We start from the raw sequence: 19,065 nt of genomic DNA on the forward strand, positions 1-19,065 counted from the left end.
CCTGCCTCAGAATTCGCTGCGGATTGCGCCCCGCAATGTATGCCGGTCGAAGCCCGGTGCGAACGCGCCCTCGTAGGAGGCCTTGAACGACGTCGAGGCCGTCAGATCCCACCGCGCCTCGATGCCGGTGAGCGCAGTGGTGCGGGCGCGTCCGACGCCGGTGATCGCGAACTGGATTCCCGGCGCGCCTTCGAAAGCCGCAAGCATACCTGGCGCGTTGCCGGAAAACTCATGGCGCGCGCCGAGCGTGACGCCGAACTGCGCCGGAAGTCCATTGGCCATCACGGTCTGATGCATCAAGCGCAAACCCGCGGTGCCGAACAGCGCGTCGAAGTTGCCGGCCTGTACAATCTGATTCACGCCGGGGGCGCCGGTTTCGCTGAAGTCGTTTTGCCTTGTCGCGTACCAGTCGAGGTTGGCAAAGGGCTCGGCCTTGAAGCCACTGAGCTGGAACGGCCGCGCGATGCCGAACGTGGCGGCGAACGTGTTGGCGCGGGACTGGCCGGTGGCGGTTTCGCCCAGGAACGCGATCGCGCGCGAGGATTCCAGCGCCGCGAACGAATAGCTGATGGCCGATGCGACGTTGAATCCGTAGCTCTCGCCGCGCGCATAGAACCCGGCGTGGCCGGCATTGGCATCGATCCGGTCGGCGCGACTTGCCGACCGGATCTTGCCGGTCGATGCGCCGACTGCGAGGCCGATTGTGGCACCGGGGCTGTTCCACAGATCGACACCGAGCGCGGCGCCGCCGATGCTGGTGTTGGTGCCGAAGGCGATGTCGGTCGCCGCCACCTTGTCCCAATTGCCATAGCCGCCGAACCACACGCTCTGCACTGGCGCAGCGCGGCGCGCGCGAAGCGCCTTGCTGATCGGGTCCGCCGGCTCCGGCGCGTAGGAAGAGGCCGACATCCGCACGGTCTCGCCGCGCGACTGGGTACCGGCGTTCCACATGAAATTCTGGAAGGCGCCGGCTTGATCGGTGGTGAAACGGCGCCCATCTGCGTGAATCTGTCCGGCGAGATCGTCGAGGCCGGCCTTGATGCCGGGCGTGTTGAGCGCGGCGAGCGTGTTGATGGCGGTGGAGAGTGGGCCGGACACGCTGCCGAGCTGGGCCGTGTCAAGCGCGCCGGCCACGGCGGCCTGGTTCGGAGTCAAACCGGACACCGACAGCGTGCCGAAGCCTGCGATCTGCTGCAGCGTGAAATACGCATTGTTGGCATCGTAGCTGAGCTGCCCCGACACCAGCGGCGCGTTCAGCGGCGCCAGCGATGCGAAGGTTCCGGTGACGCCGCCGGCCGCGGTGACGATCGTGTATTGCGTGTTGGCAACAAAGCCGGTGCCGAGCGGCACGATCTGCACGGTGCCGCCATTGAGGGTCGCGGCGCCGGTCGCGGCGATCTTGTCGGATTGCCCGGCAGCGTTGATTTCGACCTGGTAAGTCGAGCCGGCGTTGAAGGTGACATTGCCGTTGACGTTGGTGGTGCCGATCGAATTGCCGGGCGCGACGGTGCCGCCATTGTTGACGACGAGGCCGCCGACCGTGCCGGTGCCGCCGAGATAGCCGCCGTTGACGGTGACGACGGACGGCAATGTGCCGTTCACGATCAGGCCGCCGGCTTCCACCGTCGTCGCGCCGTTGAAGGCGGTGGTGCCGGTCAGTGTCCAGACCGAGGTGCCGGTTTTCCGCAGCAGTTCAAACTCATCATACTGCAGGCCTGTGCCGAGATTGCCGAGGTTGAACGTCGCGCTTCCGTTACCGCCAAATCCCAGCGTGTCGGTGCCGGTACCGCCAAATACAAGCCCGGTGATGGCCGATCCTGGCGCCAGCGTGAGCGAGTCTGCGCCACCCGACAAATTGATCGCGGTGCTGCCGCCGCCCGTGATCGTGCCCGAATTGAAGACGGTGTCGATACCGGTCGATCCCGTGATTCCCACAGCGACGGTCCCGGAAATCGTACCGGCATTGTTGATCGTATTGCCGCCGGCGCTGAGAAAAATGCCGTCAAAGCCGATGACGGATCCGCCAGCGAGCACATTGATTGAATTTGAAGTCGATGTCCCGCCAACATATGCACCTTGCGCGCTGATGGCGTTACCGAACACAGTGCCGCCGACGTTGATGGTGTTGTTGCTGGAATCGAGAACGCCAATGGCAGGCCCGCCGATGCTGGTGGTCGCGACAAGACCTCCGGCTGCAATCGATATCGTGTTGCTGGCGGAGCCGTTGAGGATCAGGATTCCACTGCTGCCGGCGTGCTGAATCGTTCCCTGATCATTGACATTCACCTGCGATGAGGAAGTGTTTGACAGACTAACCGCCGAAAAGGCGGCGGCTGGCGTAAGCGAAGCCGGGGCGCCTCCCGTGCCGATATTGACCGTAACATTGGTCCTGCCCGTAGCGTTGATGTTGTCGGTGTTGCCCAGGCCGGTGCAAGTCGCCACATCGTTGGAATCGAGTGCGCCGATGGCGCCGGTGCCGACCACCGTGCAGGCGGCGTGCGCCGGGCCGGGTGCCAGCGCAAGCAGCCCCCCGAGCACGAGCGGCGCCAGCGGTGTGGTGACGAGCAGTCTGTTGCGCAAGTCAATCGGCATCACGGCGTTTTGGGCGCGGTCCTGTATTCCAGTCGGCATCGACAATTCCTTCGTGGCAGCATCCGAACTGCTAGCGGGAACGTCGCGGCGCTTCTTGGAGCTGCGCGAAACGCATTATGGCTGAAGGCGCAAGACGCCGGTTTACGCCGGCCTGTTGCGGCGATGTCACGGACGGGCGGGTCGGCGGCGCGACGGGTTGCCGCATCTAATGGACTACAGCGCAAATTTCCATGGTCTGGTGCGCAACTGTGCTGGAAGACGTTGCGCCGGGCAGCCAACGCGATATTGGTGTTCCGTTACACGAGCCTGGAGACGCGCGCGCCTATGGCGGCCGACAGCCAATCGACCCCCGGCGCGCCGCTGCTCGGCTATGCCGGCGACCCGCATGGGCCTGCCTATGAGATGTGGCGGGAGGAGTTTTGCCGCCACGTGATAGCGGCCGATCTTTCGCCTCTGTCCGGCGGCGCTTTTCGCTGTGACATCACGCCGTTGATATTGCCGCAGGCAACGATATCCTTCTGCAACGGCACGCCGATCAGATTTACGACGCTTGGCGCCAGCGACGATCTGGCGTTGCTGATCGCGCCGGATTCGCCGTTGCACGCCGTCATGGGCCGTCGCGCGATCGAAGTCGCGCCGCTGGGCATGAGCCTTGGCGACGCCTCCATCAAGGGCGCGTTCATCTCGCAGCTCGAGGAGGGCAACTTCAAGTCCGCCTTGTTCAACCGCAAGACGCTGCTGTCCTACTGCCCCGATGCGCAAGACAGCATTGCGCGGCCGCTCGATCATAACCCCGCGCTCACAGCGCTGCTGCATCGATATTACGACTTCGCGGTTCAGCACGCCCCGGGCCTCGATGCGATGGCGCAGCATGCCGTTTCGCAACATTTGATGGATTTGCTGGTGCTGGTGCTCGGCGGCAGGCGCGACGCCACCGAACTGGCGAAACAGCGCGGCCTCGCCGCGGCGCGGCTGGAAGCCATCAAGGCCGACATTCTGGCGCGGCTCGGCGACGGCAGCCTCACGCTCGCCGACCTCGCGCGGCGCCACCGCGCCAGCCCGCGCACCATTCAATTGCTGTTCGAGCGCAGCGGCGCCACGTTCTCGGAGTTCGTGCTGGAGCAGCGGCTGCTGCGGGCGGCAAGGCTGCTGCGCGATCCGCGGCACCGGGCGGGCAAGGTGAGCGATATTGCCTATCGCCGGATTCAACGATGTCTCGTATTTCCACCGGTCGTTTCGCCGGCGCTTTGGCATGACGCCTCTGGAAGCGAAGGCGCAGCAGGTGGAAACGGATATAGACGAACGGTTGCATGGGCCCGGGACACGTAAATGACGCACGAGAAATCCTCGACCAGCCACCTGCCTCGCCTGGGGTATCGCGGCGACCCCTGTGGACCAGCCTATGACGCCTGGCGGGAGGAGTTTTGCCGCCGCGTGATGTGCGGCGATGTGGCGCCGCTCGCGGCCGGGCCCGTGCGATGCGACGTGACCGCGGTGCCGCTGCCGGGCCTCATGATGTCGGGGGCCGCAGGCTCGCCGATGCAATTCGTCGCGACCGGTGCCGACCGCGACAGCGCGCTCGCCTTCGTGCTGGCCACGGCCGCGCCGATGCGCATCACGGTCGGCGGCCGGTCGGTCGATCTTGAACCGATGGGCACCGGCCTTTCCGATGCGGCCCATGAAGGTGCCGACGTCTCGCAACTGGCCGAAGGGCGCTTCAAGTCGCTGTTCATCGAGCGCCGCACGCTGCTCGCCTATTGTCCCGATGCGGAAGATCGCATTGCGCGGCCGCTCGCGCCAAACCCCGCGCTCGCGGCGATGCTGCACCAGTATTATGATCTCGCGGTTCAGCATGCCCCGGGTCTCGACGCCCTGGCGCAGAGTGCCGTCTCGCAGCATCTCCTGGACCTGGTGGTCCTGATGCTGGGGACAGGACGCGACGAGACCGAACTGGCGAAAGACCGCGGCCTTGCGGCGGCTCGGCTGGAAGCGATCAAGGCCGACATTCTGTCGCGCCTCGGCGACGGCAGGCTGACGCTCGCCGACCTCGCGCAGCGCCACCGCGCCAGCCCGCGCTCCATCCAGATGCTGTTCGAGCGTGCTGGTACCACGTTTTCGGAATTCGTGCTGGAGCAGCGGCTGATGCTGGCGGTACGGCTGCTGCGCGATCCGCTGCGCCGGGCGAGCAAGATCAGCGATATCGCCTATCTCGCAGGTTTCAACGATGTCTCGTATTTTCACCGGTCGTTTCGCCGGCGTTTTGGCATGACGCCGCTGGACGCGAAAATGCGGCGCCCGGAAAAAGAGTAGCATCACGTGGCGATGCGACGTTGCGCAGTCGGGGCGCTCATGACGCGCTTCCGCGATGGCCCTGAATATCGGCGGTGTAGGGAACTCCCTTCACATTTTTTTGTCTCAGCGAACGCTGGCTGGCCGCATTCATTGGAGAGTTTGGGAGCGGTGCGAGTTGGAACCCGCATCGCCACAGCACTCGAATGAAAGGACCGGACATGAAACGAGCGGACCCGGCCGCGCCACGCATTGTGCTCAGCCTTGCCCTTGCGATCGGAAGCGTTGGCGCCCTGCAATCAACAGCGTTCGCCCAGGAGTATCGTGGAACCTGGGAACAACAGATGGCCTGCACGCCGGACGTCTGGCGTCTCTGCAGCGATCAGGTTCCGGATGTCAGCCGGATCGTGGCATGTTTGCGGCAGAACACGCCGCAGCTCTCGAATAATTGCCGCGCGGTATTTGAATCGCAGGCGAATGCGCAACAGGCACCGGCCGGCCGGGCGCCACAACAGCAAATCGCGCCGCGCGGCCGCGCAGCACCACTGGCGCAGCCCCAGCCGTTGCCGCCGAGACCCTACTATCAAGACGACGACGATTAGAGCGTTTTCGAGCGAAGTGGATACCGGTTCGCGTGAAGAAAACGCGTCAAAACAAGAGTCTAGAGCCCCGTTCCGATTCCATCGGAACGGAAAAGGCTCTAGGCCGTCGCGTCGCTTTCGGTTTTGACCTCGCAGACATCGACCCATTCGGCCGAGGTCAGTTCCGCCATACGCGCGGGTGTGATGCGCACCGCGCTGTGGGTCGAGCCCGCGGCCGGAACCACGATGGCGAACGCCTTTAGCGACACGTCGCAATAGACCGGAAGCGGCGTCTTCAATCCGAACGGACAGACGCCGCCGACTTCATGGCCGGTGATCTCGGCGACCTCGTCTAGCCCGAGCATTTTCGGCTTGCCGCCGAACAGCGCCTTCACCTTCTTGTTGTCCATCCGCGAGGTGCCGGCCGCCACGATCAGCACCACGCGTTCGCCGATCCGCAAGCTGAGCGTCTTGGCGATTCGCGCCGGCTCGACGCCATAGGCCTCGGCCGCGAGCACGACCGTTGCCGAACTCATGGTGGATTCGATCACCGAAATTTCAGGCGCCTTCTCGGCAAAGAAGGCGCGGACGGATTCTAGGCTCATGGGTCAGGACTTTCGGGTAGAGCGTTTTCCAGCGAAGTGGACACCGGTTCGCGTCAAGAAAACGCGTCCAATCAAGAATCTGGAGCCCCGTTCCGATTTCATCGGAACGGGGCTCCAGCTACCAACTCGGGCAATTCGGCGAGCGCGTGGATGCGATGGTCGGGCTCGAGCCCGAGCTCGTCCATCTGGGTGCGGATCGCCTTGAACATCGTGAGCGGCGGGACGAGATCGGCTTTGCTGCAGGCCTGCGCCATCGTCTCCGGCGTCACCCGCTCGATCCAGGCAACGTTGAGGCCGAACGCCTTGGCGCCGCAGGCGTCCCACGGGTTCGAGGAGATGAACAGGACCTCGTGCGGCGGAATGTGAAGCGTGCTTTCGATCAAGGCGTAGGCGTCCGGGCTCGGTTTGAATATTTTATTGGCGTCGACGCTGATGGTGGCATCGAGTACGCGGTCGAGGCCACTGTTCTTCACCAGCGCGTCCAGCATGTCCGGGCTGCCGTTGGAGAGAATGGCGAGCTTCTTGTCCCTCATCGCCGCGAGCGAGGCAAGCGCATCGGGATAGAGATCGAGATGCAGGTATTTGTCCATGATCCGATCAAAATTAGCCTCGTCGTATTTCAGGCCGAGGCAGCGCAGCGTGTAGGCAAGGGATTCCCGCGTCACATCAGAGAAATCCTCATAGCGCCGCATCAGGGAGCGCAGCCAGGTATATTCCAGCTGCTTGATGCGCCAGATCTGGGTGATGATTTCGCCGTAGCCGGGAAAGGCCTGTTCGGTGACTGACGCCACCGACTGGATGTCGTAGAGCGTGCCATAGGCATCGAACACGACGGCTTTGATATTCACGTGACTTACTCTCTCCTGCCAATCGTTGCGTCGAGGAATTCGCGGAGCGCGACGATCGATTGGTCTGTTGCTATCTGGTTGAATTCGAGATGGCGCCCCGAAAGCTCGGCCGGTATCGCGACGTTGGGTACGTCGAAGCCGTGATGGGCATCGGGATAGACGATGAGCTTGATCGGCGCGCCCTGATCCTTCTGCCTTGATATCCCCCAGGCGTCCTGACCGTCCACCATTTTGCGGCACTCTTCGGCAGGAGTCACGTCATCGCGTTCGCCGATCAGGATCAGCGTCGGCACCGTCATGCCGCCCTTGAAGTGACGGCACGGTGGATAGAATGCGATGGCCGCATGAAACTTGTTTGGCGATGCCTGTTCCAGGAAGCCATGCTCGACAGACGTGAGAGCCACCCGGCCACCATTCGCAAAACCCAGCACCGCAATTCGCGCAGGATCGACCAATGGATGGCGCGCCAGAAACTTCAGGGCCCGGTAGGCATCCAGGATCAGATCCTGCGGGGGATTTTCGCCGCAGCTCTTCAGGCCGCGCGGGCCGAGGCTATCGACGGTGAGCGTCACATAGCCCCAGGATGCGATCCGCTTGCCCCAGCGCTGGTCCAGCCGTCCCCAATTGCCATTGCAGCTATGCAGCAACACGACGGCGGGCGAGGGGCTCGCGCTGCTTGCTTGCCGCAGGTAACCCTGCAGCGGATGCGAACTGGCGAGCGGGCTCTCGATTTCGACGGCGATCGGCGGCGATTCAGCCGCGAGGCACTGAACGATGCTTGCCATCGAGATCGCGGCGGCGAGGACAGCGATTTTGGCAAGTTGGGTCACTGGCCACCATCTCGTTCAACCGTCCGCCTGCGAAGCGAACGCCCCTTTATATACCCAAAATCTTCCGCGCGTTGGCCTTCAGGACCTTGGGCCGGATCTCGTCGCGGATGTCGAGCTTGGCAAAATCCGCCAGCCAGCGGTCCGGCGTGATCACAGGCCAGTCCGAGCCGAACAGCATCTTGTCCTGCAGGATCGAGTTGATGTAGCGCACCAGGATCGGCGGGAAATATTTCGGCGACCAGCCGGACAGGTCGATATAGACGTTCGGCTTGTGGGTCGCGACCGACAGCGCCTCTTCCTGCCAGGGGAACGAGGGGTGGGCGAGGATGATCTTCAGGTCGGGGAAATCAGCCGCGACGTCGTCCATGTACATCGGGTTGGAGTATTTCAGCCGCATGCCCATGCCGCCGGGCATGCCGCTGCCGACGCCGGTCTGGCCGGTGTGGAACAGCGCAATCGCGCCGCCCTCGTTGATCGCCTCATAGAGCGGGTAGGCCATGCGGTCGTTGGCATAGAAGCCCTGCATGGTCGGGTGGAATTTGAAGCCGCGGACGCCGTATTCCTCGATCAGCTTGCGCGCTTCACGCACGCCGAGCTTGCCTTTGTGGGGATCGATGCTGACGAAGGGGATCAGGACGTCGAGATGGTCGGAGGCGACTTCCAGCATCTCGTAATTGTTGTAGCGGCGGAAACCGGTCTCGCGCTCGGCGTCGACCGGGAAGATCACGGCCGCGATCTTCTTGGAGCGGTAGTAGGCCGCGGTTTCCGGAACCGTCGGCGGATGCTTGTGCGGCGACTTGAAATAGTCGGCCATCTGCGCCTGGAAATCGTCATAGCCGTCGTCGCCATGCATGCCACAGGGCTCTTCGGCATGGGTATGGATGTCGATCGCCACGACGTCGTCGATATTGGGCAGCGTGAGCTTGGCCATTTGGGGTTCCCGGCGGCTTGATTTTTCGGTCTGGGAAATTGATTATACTATATAACAAATTCCGCAAGGCGGCAGAATCAAAGATCGCGGAAAAACAGGGAGGATGGCATGGCCCAGGCGGAAGCCTTCGAGACCGATTTCTGGAAAGACGCCAATTTGCGCAAGGCCTGGGACGGCATCGTGCCCGGCGCGCCGCGCGCGACCATCCCCTACACGCTGACCAGGGAGGCGATCGAACTCTACTGCAGATCGGTCGGCGAGGATCACCCGATCTATTTCGACGAGGCTTACGCCAAGACCACCCGCTATGGTGGTCTGATCGCGCCGCCCTCGATCCATATCCTGCTGATGTTTTCCTGCACGCCGGCGGACGACTGGATGCGCTCGCCCGGCACCGTCAATGCCGGGCAATCCTGGAGCTACAACATTCCGGCGCGGCCGAACGACGTCATCACATTGCAGGCCCGCGCGCTCGACAAGTTCATCAAGCGCGAACGGCTGTTCGTGGTGCACGACAACGTCTTCTTCAACCAGCATGGCGACGTGATCTGTTCCGGCCGCGGCTGGACCATCCGGCCCGAATGAGCGGAGAGCATCATGACCACCAGCTTTGAAACTCTGAACGCCGGCGACAGCATCGACGGGCCGAAATTCGCAGTGTCGCGCGAATCGATCAGGCTGTTTTGCGATGCCTCGCTCGACTACAACCCGCTGCATCTCGACGACGACTACATGAAGGGCAATTTCGGCAAGACCAATTTCGGCGGCATCATCATGCACGGCATGAACAATTTCGGGCTGATCTCGCGAATGCTGACCGACTGGGCCTATCCGGCGGGCGCCATCCACCGCCGGCTGGAAACGCGATGGGTCAAGCCGGTGAAGCCCGGCGACACCATCCAGCCGACGGGAATCATCAAGTCCAAGCAGGTGACCAAGAACTCGCGCTGGGTGCTGATCGACGTCATGGTGCGCAACCAGACCGGCGAGAAGGTCGCCACCGGCGAGGCGATGGTCGAGTTTCCGAACTAAGGAGCGTGCTCACGGTTCGGCAAACGGCTGCACCGGCGCGCCTCTTACAATTCACCGGGCGCGGCCCAGAGCGGCACATGGCCGGCGAGCTTGTCGAGCAGGCGTTCGAACGCCTTGCGCTCCGGCTGCGTCAGGCACGCAAGCATGTTGCGCTCGCGCTCGCGCAACGCCGGTATGTACTGCGCATAGAGCGCGCGGCCGGCCGGTGTGATGAACAGGATCTGGCGCCGGTTGTCGGTGCTGTCGGCTTCGCGGCGCAGCAGTTTCTTCTTTTCCAGCGCGATGATCCCGCGGCTGATATTCGCCTTGAGGTGGCCGGAATATTCGCAGATGTCGCTCGCGGTCACGCCCTCGCGAAAATTCAGGAAGATCAGCGTGACGATCTCGGGGCGCGTCAGGCCGAACTCCATCTCGATCTTCCGGAATGAAGGCTCGCGGTAGAAGTTTAGCACGTAACCCATCTTGTAGGCGATCTTGATCTCGGTACCGCCGAGGATTTCGGCGACCGCGCCGGCCGCACCCTGAAGCGCGGTGCGGGCCGAAGCGGCCTTCGGTCTAGATAGTCTTATATGTGACTTTTTTAGTCTCATCTGTGACTTTCATCTTGCATCAGAATCGGTGCCACCTTAGCATTGCCGGACAACAAGAAAGATCAATGCGAGCAATAGGGAGGGTGGCATGGACGCCGTGCCGGCCCAGCGAGAATTCATGCTTTGGTCATGGGACAATGCGCCGCCTGCGTTCTACGCGGGAACCGCAGCTCACCCAATCTATGTCGATTGCGTCCGTCCGACTGAACGTGTGCCCGGTAAGCCGCCTGTCGTCATGGTGCATGGGGGCGGCCATACCGGCGCCTGCTATCTGGCGACGCCGGACTTGCGGCCGGGCTGGGCGCCGCGCTTCGCCGCCGCAGGCCGCAGCGTCTTCGTGCCTGACTGGCCGGGCCACGGCCGCTCGCCGATGGGGCCGGACTTTGCAAGGCTTGGCACGCAAGACGTCGCAAGCGCGCTGCTCGGACTTCTGGAGCGGGTGGGACCCGCGGTGCTGCTGGTGCATTCGGCCAGCGGACCGATGGCGTGGTGGATGGTGGAGCAGCGCCCCGATCTGGTGGCAGCCGTCGTCGCCATCGCACCGGGACCGCCCGCGAACCTGCTCGCAGACCTGCCCGACGATCCAGCCGCCATTCTGAAGCTGCGCGATGACGCCCGCGCGGGCTACCCGGTCTATTCCGGGGAGGACAGCCCCGTGTGGTTCGGCGCCGAATTCGCCGCCGCCTATTGGGCCAACGCGCCGCGGTTTCCAAGCCAAGCCTTCGAGAACTACCGCCGCTCGATCGTCCCGGAGAGCGCACGCATCCTCAACGAACGCTTCAACATCGGCGGACGCGGCTTGCGGATCAGCGATCCCTCCAGCCTCAAGGAGCACCGGATTCTGATCGTGACCGGCGATCACGACGCGCGCCATCCCCGCGAAGTGGACGAGGCGACCGCCAAATATCTCGGCGCGGAGTTCGTATGGCTGCCGGAGCGCGGCATCCGCGGCAACGGTCACATGATGATGATCGAGGACAACAGTGACGACCTCGCCGCGATGGTTCTCGGCTGGCTCGACGCCAACAATTGCTGACGCAAGACCAGCAGAAAAAGACCACCGGAAAACGCATGCGGGAAGGAAATCCAAGATGAGGCTGAATGCACTCGGCGTTGCACTCCTGGCCGCATTGCTGCCGGCTGCGGCACAGGCACAGATCAGCGGCGATGCCGTCAAGCTCGGCGTTCTCACCGATCTTGCCGGCGTGACGGCCGATATCACCGGCAAGGGGTCGGTTGCCGCCGCCGAGATGGCGGTCGAGGAAATCGGCGGCACCGTGCTCGGCAAGCCCGTGCAGGTGATCTCGGCGGACCACCAGCACAAGGCCGACATCGGCCTCTCGATCGCGCGACGCTGGTTTGACGTGGAGGGTGTCGATGCGATCGTCGACGTGCCGAACTCGGGCGTCGCGCTCGCGGTGCAGAATGCGGCGCGCGAGAAGAAGCGGATCGCGCTCTATTCCGGCGCCGGCACCACGGCGCTCACCAACGAACAGTGCTCGCCTTACGGATTCCACTGGACCTACGACACCTACGCCGTGTCGCACGGGACGGCCTCGGCGGTGGTGAAGGCGGGCGGAACGTCCTGGTTCATCCTCGCCTCGGACTATGCCTTCGGCCACCAGCTCCAGGCCGATGCGACCAAGGTGATCGAAGCCGCCGGCGGCAAGGTCGTGGGCGCCCTGCGCCATCCGCTCAACACGGCGGATTTTTCCTCCTTTCTGCTTCGCGCGCAGTCCTCCGGCGCGAAGGTCATCGGCATCGCCAACGCGGGTAATGACACCACCAACACGATGAAGCAGGCCGGAGAGTTCGGACTTGTGCAGGGCGGTCAGAACCTCGCCGCGCTGATCTTCTTCCTTCAGGACGTCCATGCCCTCGGCTTGAAGGCGACACAGGGCACGTATCTCACCACCGCGTCCTATTGGGACATGAACGAAGCGACGCGCAGGTGGTCGAAGCAATTCATGGCGCGGACCGGGATGATGCCCTCGATGCTGCATGCCGGCGTCTACGGTGCGGTTCGCCACTATCTCAAGGCGATCGCCAAGGCCGGCACCGACGATGCCGATAAGGTCGCAGCCGAGATGCGCACGATACCGGTCGACGACGTCTTCTCGGAGAACGCGCAGATCCGCGACGATGGCCGCGTCACGCGCACGATGTATCTCGCGCGGGTGAAGAAGCCGCAGGAATCCCGCTACCCTTGGGACTATCTCGAGATCGTTCGCTCCATTCCGCCCGAGGAGACGGTGTGGCCGCTGTCCGAGAGCAAGTGCCCTTTGGTCAAGAACCCGACCCGCTGAGGCCTTCAGATTCGCCCGCGCGAGGGCCCCATCCTACTTTGCATGGGGTTGTTTTCGCGATTTTGTGTCCGGGTCCCTAACTCTATTCGTTCGGGACGCCCGTCGAGCCGCGTGTCGTCAGCTTGCTCCCGGCGGGCTGTTTTGCGAGATGCGCGCTCGGCGCCACGACGTCGCTGGCGAGGCCCAGCCACGCCAGAACGCGAATGGTGAGCCAGGTGTTGTCCATCTCCCACCAGCGATGACCATGGCGCGCCGATCGTGGGTCGGCGTGATGGTTGTTGTGCCAGCCTTCGCCGTTCGAGATCAGTCCGACGATCGTGTTGTTGCGGCTGTCCTCGTCGGTCTCATAGTTCCGGTAGCCCCAGACATGCGTCACCGAATTGACCGCCCAGGTGATGTGCCAGACCAGCACGGTGCGGACGAATACGCCGAACAGGAGAATGCTGAGGCCGGTCTGCGTTGCGTCGGCCGGCGTTGCGCCAAACAGCCAGGCCACGGCGAATCCGGCGGCGAAGAACAGCGGCATTTGAATGAGATTGATCCAGATCAGCCAGTTATGGCGTTCCAGCGCGACATAGAAGCGATCGCGCAAAATGTCCTTGGCGTAGCGCTCGTAGATCCCGAGCCGCGACAGCTCCGGCTGATGCACCAGGATCCAGCCGATATGGGCCCAGAAGAAACTTGCCAGCGGGCTGTGTGGGTCCGGCTGCTGGTCGGCGAACTGATGATGCCGGCGGTGGATCGCGACCCAGCGCGCGGGCGTTTCCTGCAGGCAGGACATCGCGATCACCACCATCGCGTGCTCCAGCCATTTCGGGCATTTCAGGCCGCGATGGGTGAGCAGCCGGTGGTAGCAAAGGTTGATGCCGAACAGCCCGCACAGATGCGTGCCTACGATCGCGACGATCAGGCCGCTCCAGCTGAAATAGCCTGGCAGCAACGCCAGCAGTGCTAGGGCGTGGTAGGCGCCGATTCCCAGAATGTAGGGCCAGTTGAGCTGATACGGCAGCACGCCGGCCGGCAGTAGCAGCCTTGGGGGCAGGTTAATCGGGGCGTCAGGGATCAGCACCGCAGTCTTGACGGTCGGCCGGGGAGCGGTCGTCATAAGGAGGCTAGTTCCATTCTGCGGGGAGGCGTCGTCGGCGACCCTAGGGAGCGATTCCTCTTATACGCTTCGCGCTGGCACCGGGGTCCAAATTCTGGGGCTAATTGACGCTGGATTCCCGAGAAAAATCGCTGGAGAATCAGTCAAGTAGCGGTTCCACCCGCCGGGTCGCCCGGATTTCGCAGGGTTGATTGACATTCTCCCCTGCGATGGCTTAGAAACCGCCCCGTCCCGGGCGGTATGGCCGCTGGCGGGAAAAATCTCATTTTGCCACTTTCGGGTAGCGCAGGTTCGGCCTCCATCACGGCCTTTCAACGCATCAGGATTGTCCCATGAAGGTCCGTAACTCGCTGAAATCGTTGCGCGGTCGCCACCGCAACAATCGCCTGGTCCGCCGCAAGGGCCGGGTCTACGTGATCAACAAGGTGCAGCGCCGCTTCAAGGCCCGTCAGGGCTGAGGTCGGCTTTTCGCCCTTAGATTCCGTCCCGCTTCACAGGTCTTTGACGACTTGCTGCTTTGCAGCGCGTTTTTGTGCGTCTAGACTTGCTCCATGGCTTTGAGATTCCTGCAAGCGCCTAACTGCCGGATCGCGATCCTTGTCGCCGCTGTCATGACAGCCGTGCCGGTGATGGCGTTTGCTCAGAACGATCCCCGGATCATCCCGCCGCCCAAGCAACAGAAGAAGCTGCCGGAAGCGCCGAGCAAGCTGCCGAAGGTCGGTGCCGATCGGACGCGCGGTCTGGATTTCCTGTTCGGCGCGCTGAAGGCTGCGCCGGATGAGGCCAGCGCCAAGCATGTCGAGGCGCGGATCTGGGCGCTGTGGATGCAGACCCCGAGCGATACCGCGGCGCTGTTGATGGTGCGCGCCAAGGCGGCCATGGACGCGCAGAAGGCCGACGTCGCACTCAAGCTGCTGGATGCCGTGGTCAAGCTGCGACCCGATTATGTCGAAGCCTGGAACCGGCGCGCGACGCTGTATTACCTGAAGAACGATTACGCCCATTCGCTCGAGGACATAAGGCAGGTGCTGGTCCGCGAACCCCGCCATTTCGGGGCGCTGGCCGGGCTCGGCATGATCATGCAGGACATCGGCGAGGAAAGGCGTGCGCTGGAAGCGTTCCGCAAGGCGCTCGCGGTCAACCCGTACCTCGAAAAGGTGCCGGAACTGGTCAAGACGCTGACCGAAAAGGTCGAAGGCCGCGATATCTGATTCAATCAGAGTAGCTGTGCTCCGTCGCGGTTAACCCTGTTTCCGGACAGGCCGGAACGTTTCCCGCCAACGCATTATTATCGGCCGTCAGCTTGTCAGGAGCGAAGCCATGAAATCATTGCTGCTGGCCGGCGCGGTGATTGTCACTGCCGGCACGAGCGCTTTCGGCGCAGACTATTGGGTGGTCGGCGACCGCGCGTCCAACAAATGCGAGATCGTCACCAGCAATCCAGTGATCAACGCGCAGGTCGGCGGAAATATCTGGTTCGGCAGCGGGCCCTATCGATCGCTCGACGATGCCAAACTCGCACGCACGACCCTCAGCGCTTGCCCGAAGGTAGAACAGCCTTCCTCCGATGCGGGGGATCAGGACAAGTCGGACTAAACAAGTCGGACCAAATCAGGCTGAAGCGTTTTCAAGCCAAGCGTATGCCCTCGGACTTGATCCGGGGGTGGATACCGGTTCGCGTAACGTCCTAATGCAGCACGTTGCTGCCGCGCGCCATGCCGTCGAGGCCTGCCGCCGCGTAGAACTGCGCCAGCTCCGCTTCCAGCTGTTCATTGACCAGCAGCAGCGCCTTCAGCGCGCCGCGCATGTCGCCGTTGCAGGTCGCTACGATCTGGTCGATGGCCGCTTCGCTTGCGTCGGAAATCATGGGTAATCCTCCGATTGTACCGTGGAACAATGTGTGGTCTTCGCCTGCGTTCCTGTGAATTTTGGGTACAAGTTTCAGGTTTCGGCCACACCTCGATCAAACACGTCGACACATGGCGAAAGTGTTAGCGTGACTGTATAAAAAGCCCAGTGACGGCAGTATGACCCCGCTATCCACAGGGTTGGGCGGACTGTGGAGAACTCCCGAAACCCGCACCCATTCCGGCCGTATCTCGTTGGTGCCCAAGATCATTCGGACATTTTCAATGGTGGTAGCGATCGTCGTGGCGGCGCTGGTGATCCTGGCGTTGGTCACGCAGGGTGGGGTGTGGCTGACGCAGCGGGCCCATCCCGCCCAGGGCAAGATGGTCGAGGTTGCCGGCGCGACCCTTCATATTGTCGATATCGGCCCGCGCGATTCGGCCAGCCCTCCGATCGTGATGCTGCATGGCGCCAGTTCGAACCTGGAGGTAATGCGCCAGCCGGTGGGTGACCGGCTTGCGAAAAGCCATCGGGTGATCCTGATCGATCGTCCCGGCCACGGCTGGAGCACGCGCGCCAATCTTGAGGATTCAACGCCCCAAATTCAGGGACGGATGATTGACGAGGCGCTGGCCAAGCTCGGCATCGGGCGTGCGATCTTGGTGGTGCATTCCTGGGCGGGCGCGCTCGGCGCGCGCATGGCGCTGGATTATCCGGAGCGCGTCGCCGGCATGGTGATGTTGGCGCCGGTGGCCTATCCGTGGCCGGGCGGCGTCGGACGCTACAACAAGATCGTTGCGACGCCCGTGATCGGCCCGTTGCTGGCCTATACGATTACGCTGCCGCTGGGCAAACTCCTCATCAATTCCGGCGTCCGCGGCGTGTTTCTGCCGCAACCGGTACCGGATGGATATGTCGAAAACACCGCAAGCTCGCTGCTGCTACGCCCGCGCGAGTTTCTCGCCAATGCGCGCGATCTGGTGACGCTGAAGGCGGCCGTCGCCGAGCAGTCGCCGCGCTATGCGAATATCAAGGCGCCGATCACGATCATCACTGGTGATATCGACAAGACGGTGTCGACCAACATCCATTCGCGGCCGCTGGCGGCTACCGCTCCGGGCGCCAAACTGATCGTGCTGCCCGGGCTCGGTCACATGGTTCAGAACGCGGTGCCTGATCTCGTGATCTCCGAGATCGAGGCGATGACGGGCAGAATGGCGCAGAACACCGCGGCCGCTGCGAACTGAAGCGTTTGTGAGCGAGCATGCCCTGGGAGCTTAGCCGGGGGCGGATAGCGGTTCGCGTCAAGAAGACGCGTCAAACCAGAAGCGGGAGCTTCGGCTCTGATTCAATCAGAACCGAAGCTCTGCAATCGCGATAATGGACGGCCGCTACTTGGTCTTGCCGTCCTTGTCGTATTGCACAAGGAACGCCCAGAGGTCGTTGGCTTCTTTCTCGTTCTTGATGCCGGCGAACACCATCTTGGTGCCGGGAATCTTCGCCTTCGGCTCCTTGATGTATTCGAGGAACACATCCTTGCCCCAGGTAATGCCGGAATTCTTGTTGGCCTCCGAATAGGAGTAGCCCGCCGTGGTGCCGGACTTGCGGCCGTCGAGCCCGTTCAGCTCCGGCCCGACCTTGTTCTTGGCGCCTTCGCCGATCGCATGGCAGGCCATGCATTTGTTGAACGAGGATTTGCCGGCGGTGACGTCCTGCGCCAGCGCGCCCGACACGGCCATCAATGAGGTGACAACAACCAGCGTACCCAAGATCGGTGTTTTCATGTGGTGCTCTTCGTCTCTTTCCCTAGAGGTCGATTGCTTTTGGCAGGCTCGTTCGGATTGGACAAGCCACGAAACTTTGACAGGTTCCGGCATCGCAGGCTTGCCCGAGAGCGAACTCACGGTTTTGGGGGAAGGCAATGCGACATTGGTGTGGCCTACCCAAATGCGTCCAGACGTGCTTGATTTACCGCGACAAATCGATAACGCGCTAGGCCCTGGAGGAAACGCATGGCCATTTTGATGCCGGCTTCCGATCAGGCCGTTCTGGATCGCCGCGACGCCATTGTGGCGGCATTGCGCACGATCGTGCCGGGCGAGGGCGTGATCGACAGCGCGGCCGAAATGATCCCTTACGAGTCCGACGGCCTGATGGCCTATCGCCAGCCGCCGATGGTGGTGGTGCTGCCCGACTCGACGGAGCAGGTCTCCAAAGTCCTGAAATATTGCTTCGAGCAGGGCATCAAGGTGGTGCCGCGCGGCTCGGGCACCTCGCTGTCCGGCGGCGCGCTGCCGCTGGCCGATGGCGTGCTGCTGGGCCTCGGCAAATTCAAGCGGATCCGCGAGATCGATTTCGACAACCGCGTGGTGGTGACCGAACCCGGCGTGACCAATCTCGCCATCAGCCAGGCAGTGGCGCATGCCGGTTTCTATTACGCGCCCGATCCCTCGTCGCAGATTGCCTGCTCGATCGGCGGCAATGTCGCGGAAAATTCCGGCGGCGTGCACTGCCTGAAATACGGCATGACCACCAACAACGTACTGGGCTGCGAAATCGTGCTGATGTCAGGGGAAATCCTGCGCATCGGCGGCAAGTCGGCCGAGAACGCAGGCTACGACCTGATGGGGATCATCACCGGCTCCGAGGGCCTGCTTGGCGTCATCACCGAGATCACGGTGCGGATCCTGCAGAAGCCGGAAACCGCCCGCGCGCTGATGGTCGGCTTCGCCGAGGTCGAGGCCGCCGGCGAATGCGTGGCCCGCATCATCGGCGCCGGCATCATCCCGGGCGGCATGGAGATGATGGACAAACCGGCGATCCACGCCGCCGAGGCCTTCGTCCATGCCGGATACCCGCTCGATGTCGAGGCGCTCCTGATCATCGAACTCGATGGCCCCGGCGTCGAAGTCGATGAACTGATCGGCCGCGTCGAGACCATCGCCAAGGGCTGCGGCTCCACCACGCTGCAGATTTCCACGTCGGAAGCCGAGCGCAACCTGTTCTGGGCCGGCCGCAAGGCGGCGTTTCCGGCGGTGGGCCGGATTTCCCCGGATTATCTCTGCATGGACGGCACCATTCCGCGCGGCGCGCTGCCCAGGGCGCTGGCGCGCATCCGCGACCTCTCCGCCAAATACGATCTGCGTGTCGCCAATGTATTTCATGCCGGCGACGGCAATCTGCATCCTTTGATCCTCTACGATGCCAACCAGCCCGGCGAGATGGAGCGGGCCGAGGCGTTCGGCGCCGATATCCTGCGCTGCTGCGTCGAGCTCGGCGGCGTGCTCACCGGCGAGCACGGCGTCGGCATCGAGAAACGCGATCTGATGCCGGAAATGTTCAGCGAGATCGACCTCAACCAGCAGCAGCGGCTGAAATGCGCGTTCGACGCCCAGGGCCTGCTTAATCCCGGCAAGGTGTTTCCGACCCTGCATCGCTGCGCCGAACTCGGCCGCGTGCACGTGCACGGCGGCCGGCTGGCATTTCCCGAACTTCCCCGATTTTGAAG

General features: G+C 63.1%; 22 protein-coding genes. 12 read left to right on the forward strand and 10 right to left on the reverse strand.

Annotation, left to right across the window (positions count from 1 at the left end; all coding sequences use genetic code 11):
- Window positions 1–6: 6 nt before the first annotated feature.
- Window positions 7–2,631, reverse strand: coding sequence for an autotransporter domain-containing protein (locus tag JQ575_RS30540; protein ID WP_212036903.1), 2,625 nt, complete (start codon window positions 2,629–2,631; stop codon window positions 7–9).
- Between the two features lie 174 nt (window positions 2,632–2,805).
- Complete coding sequence (locus tag JQ575_RS45025) at window positions 2,806–3,801, reverse strand: hypothetical protein (RefSeq protein WP_249166992.1); 996 nt, start codon at window positions 3,799–3,801, stop codon at window positions 2,806–2,808.
- Between JQ575_RS45025 and JQ575_RS45030 the strand changes: the two genes are divergently transcribed.
- The 3 genes from JQ575_RS45030 to JQ575_RS30555 all read left to right on the forward strand — a co-directional run bounded on the left by JQ575_RS45030 (window position 3,782) and on the right by JQ575_RS30555 (window position 5,483).
- Window positions 3,782–3,925 carry an AraC family transcriptional regulator gene (locus tag JQ575_RS45030; RefSeq protein WP_249166993.1) on the forward strand — a complete coding sequence of 48 codons (144 nt, stop codon included), beginning with the start codon at window positions 3,782–3,784 and terminating at the stop codon, window positions 3,923–3,925. The two genes, JQ575_RS45025 and JQ575_RS45030, sit on opposite strands and share 20 nt — an antisense overlap.
- Window positions 3,922–4,902 (forward strand): AraC family transcriptional regulator, encoded by a 981-nt coding sequence (locus JQ575_RS30550; RefSeq protein ID WP_212036904.1) that lies wholly within the window; start codon window positions 3,922–3,924, stop codon window positions 4,900–4,902. The genes JQ575_RS45030 and JQ575_RS30550 overlap by 4 nt, the downstream gene beginning before the upstream one ends.
- Window positions 4,903–5,102: 200 nt before the next feature.
- Window positions 5,103–5,483 carry a hypothetical protein gene (locus JQ575_RS30555; RefSeq protein WP_212036905.1) on the forward strand — a complete coding sequence of 127 codons (381 nt, stop codon included), beginning with the start codon at window positions 5,103–5,105 and terminating at the stop codon, window positions 5,481–5,483.
- 98 nt (window positions 5,484–5,581) lie between these two features.
- Here the strand turns inward: JQ575_RS30555 and JQ575_RS30560 are convergent, their stop codons facing one another.
- The 4 genes from JQ575_RS30560 to JQ575_RS30575 all read right to left on the reverse strand — a co-directional run bounded on the left by JQ575_RS30560 (window position 5,582) and on the right by JQ575_RS30575 (window position 8,676).
- Window positions 5,582–6,067, reverse strand: a complete 486-nt coding sequence (locus tag JQ575_RS30560; RefSeq protein ID WP_212036906.1) for a YbaK/EbsC family protein — start codon at window positions 6,065–6,067, stop codon at window positions 5,582–5,584.
- Window positions 6,068–6,165: 98 nt separating this feature from the next.
- A complete protein-coding gene (locus JQ575_RS30565; protein ID WP_212036907.1) occupies window positions 6,166–6,915 on the reverse strand; it encodes a haloacid dehalogenase type II in 750 nt (249 codons plus the stop codon).
- 5 nt (window positions 6,916–6,920) lie between these two features.
- Window positions 6,921–7,745 carry a dienelactone hydrolase family protein gene (locus JQ575_RS30570; protein ID WP_312016051.1) on the reverse strand — a complete coding sequence of 275 codons (825 nt, stop codon included), beginning with the start codon at window positions 7,743–7,745 and terminating at the stop codon, window positions 6,921–6,923.
- A gap of 46 nt (window positions 7,746–7,791) precedes the next feature.
- Window positions 7,792–8,676, reverse strand: a complete 885-nt coding sequence (locus JQ575_RS30575) for an amidohydrolase family protein (RefSeq protein ID WP_212036908.1) — start codon at window positions 8,674–8,676, stop codon at window positions 7,792–7,794.
- Between the two features lie 108 nt (window positions 8,677–8,784).
- On the opposite strand from JQ575_RS30575, the gene JQ575_RS30580 reads away from it, so the two are divergent.
- Together JQ575_RS30580 and JQ575_RS30585 are read left to right on the forward strand one after the other, a co-directional pair.
- Window positions 8,785–9,261 carry a MaoC family dehydratase gene (locus JQ575_RS30580; protein ID WP_212036909.1) on the forward strand — a complete coding sequence of 159 codons (477 nt, stop codon included), beginning with the start codon at window positions 8,785–8,787 and terminating at the stop codon, window positions 9,259–9,261.
- A gap of 12 nt (window positions 9,262–9,273) precedes the next feature.
- Window positions 9,274–9,708, forward strand: a complete 435-nt coding sequence (locus JQ575_RS30585) for a MaoC family dehydratase (protein WP_212036910.1) — start codon at window positions 9,274–9,276, stop codon at window positions 9,706–9,708.
- 44 nt (window positions 9,709–9,752) lie between these two features.
- Here the strand turns inward: JQ575_RS30585 and JQ575_RS30590 are convergent, their stop codons facing one another.
- On the reverse strand, window positions 9,753–10,298 hold the full coding sequence (locus JQ575_RS30590) for a MarR family winged helix-turn-helix transcriptional regulator (RefSeq protein ID WP_249166994.1): 546 nt from the start codon (window positions 10,296–10,298) through the stop codon (window positions 9,753–9,755).
- An 88-nt stretch (window positions 10,299–10,386) separates the two neighbouring features.
- Here JQ575_RS30590 and JQ575_RS30595 point away from each other — a divergent pair, with 88 nt between their 5' ends.
- Entirely contained in the window at window positions 10,387–11,334 is a 948-nt protein-coding gene (locus JQ575_RS30595) for an alpha/beta fold hydrolase (RefSeq protein ID WP_212036911.1), read from the forward strand.
- Between the two features lie 55 nt (window positions 11,335–11,389).
- A complete protein-coding gene (locus JQ575_RS30600) occupies window positions 11,390–12,604 on the forward strand; it encodes an ABC transporter substrate-binding protein (RefSeq protein WP_212036912.1) in 1,215 nt (404 codons plus the stop codon).
- An 82-nt stretch (window positions 12,605–12,686) separates the two neighbouring features.
- Here the strand turns inward: JQ575_RS30600 and JQ575_RS30605 are convergent, their stop codons facing one another.
- Window positions 12,687–13,709 carry a fatty acid desaturase gene (locus JQ575_RS30605; RefSeq protein WP_212036913.1) on the reverse strand — a complete coding sequence of 341 codons (1,023 nt, stop codon included), beginning with the start codon at window positions 13,707–13,709 and terminating at the stop codon, window positions 12,687–12,689.
- Between the two features lie 332 nt (window positions 13,710–14,041).
- On the opposite strand from JQ575_RS30605, the gene ykgO reads away from it, so the two are divergent.
- From ykgO to JQ575_RS30620, 3 genes are all read left to right on the forward strand, one after another.
- On the forward strand, window positions 14,042–14,167 hold the full coding sequence (gene ykgO, locus JQ575_RS30610; RefSeq protein ID WP_002718645.1) for a type B 50S ribosomal protein L36: 126 nt from the start codon (window positions 14,042–14,044) through the stop codon (window positions 14,165–14,167).
- Window positions 14,168–14,260: 93 nt separating this feature from the next.
- Window positions 14,261–14,920 (forward strand): tetratricopeptide repeat protein, encoded by a 660-nt coding sequence (locus JQ575_RS30615; RefSeq protein WP_212036914.1) that lies wholly within the window; start codon window positions 14,261–14,263, stop codon window positions 14,918–14,920.
- A gap of 109 nt (window positions 14,921–15,029) precedes the next feature.
- Window positions 15,030–15,305 (forward strand): hypothetical protein, encoded by a 276-nt coding sequence (locus JQ575_RS30620; RefSeq protein ID WP_212036915.1) that lies wholly within the window; start codon window positions 15,030–15,032, stop codon window positions 15,303–15,305.
- 91 nt (window positions 15,306–15,396) lie between these two features.
- On the opposite strand, the gene JQ575_RS30625 is transcribed toward JQ575_RS30620, so the two are convergent.
- The gene (locus JQ575_RS30625; RefSeq protein WP_211993733.1) at window positions 15,397–15,576 is read right to left on the reverse strand and encodes a hypothetical protein; all 180 of its coding nucleotides are present in this window, start codon (window positions 15,574–15,576) and stop codon (window positions 15,397–15,399) included.
- Between the two features lie 265 nt (window positions 15,577–15,841).
- On the opposite strand from JQ575_RS30625, the gene JQ575_RS30630 reads away from it, so the two are divergent.
- A complete protein-coding gene (locus tag JQ575_RS30630; RefSeq protein ID WP_212036916.1) occupies window positions 15,842–16,804 on the forward strand; it encodes an alpha/beta fold hydrolase in 963 nt (320 codons plus the stop codon).
- 144 nt (window positions 16,805–16,948) lie between these two features.
- Here JQ575_RS30630 and JQ575_RS30635 read toward each other — a convergent pair whose 3' ends face one another.
- Window positions 16,949–17,341, reverse strand: a complete 393-nt coding sequence (locus JQ575_RS30635) for a cytochrome c family protein (protein WP_192738960.1) — start codon at window positions 17,339–17,341, stop codon at window positions 16,949–16,951.
- Between the two features lie 228 nt (window positions 17,342–17,569).
- Between JQ575_RS30635 and JQ575_RS30640 the strand changes: the two genes are divergently transcribed.
- Complete coding sequence (locus tag JQ575_RS30640; RefSeq protein WP_212036917.1) at window positions 17,570–19,063, forward strand: FAD-linked oxidase C-terminal domain-containing protein; 1,494 nt, start codon at window positions 17,570–17,572, stop codon at window positions 19,061–19,063.
- Window positions 19,064–19,065 lie beyond the last annotated feature (2 nt).

This window comes from Bradyrhizobium sp. JYMT SZCCT0428, from assembly GCF_018131075.1.
Lineage (GTDB): Bacteria > Pseudomonadota > Alphaproteobacteria > Rhizobiales > Xanthobacteraceae > Bradyrhizobium.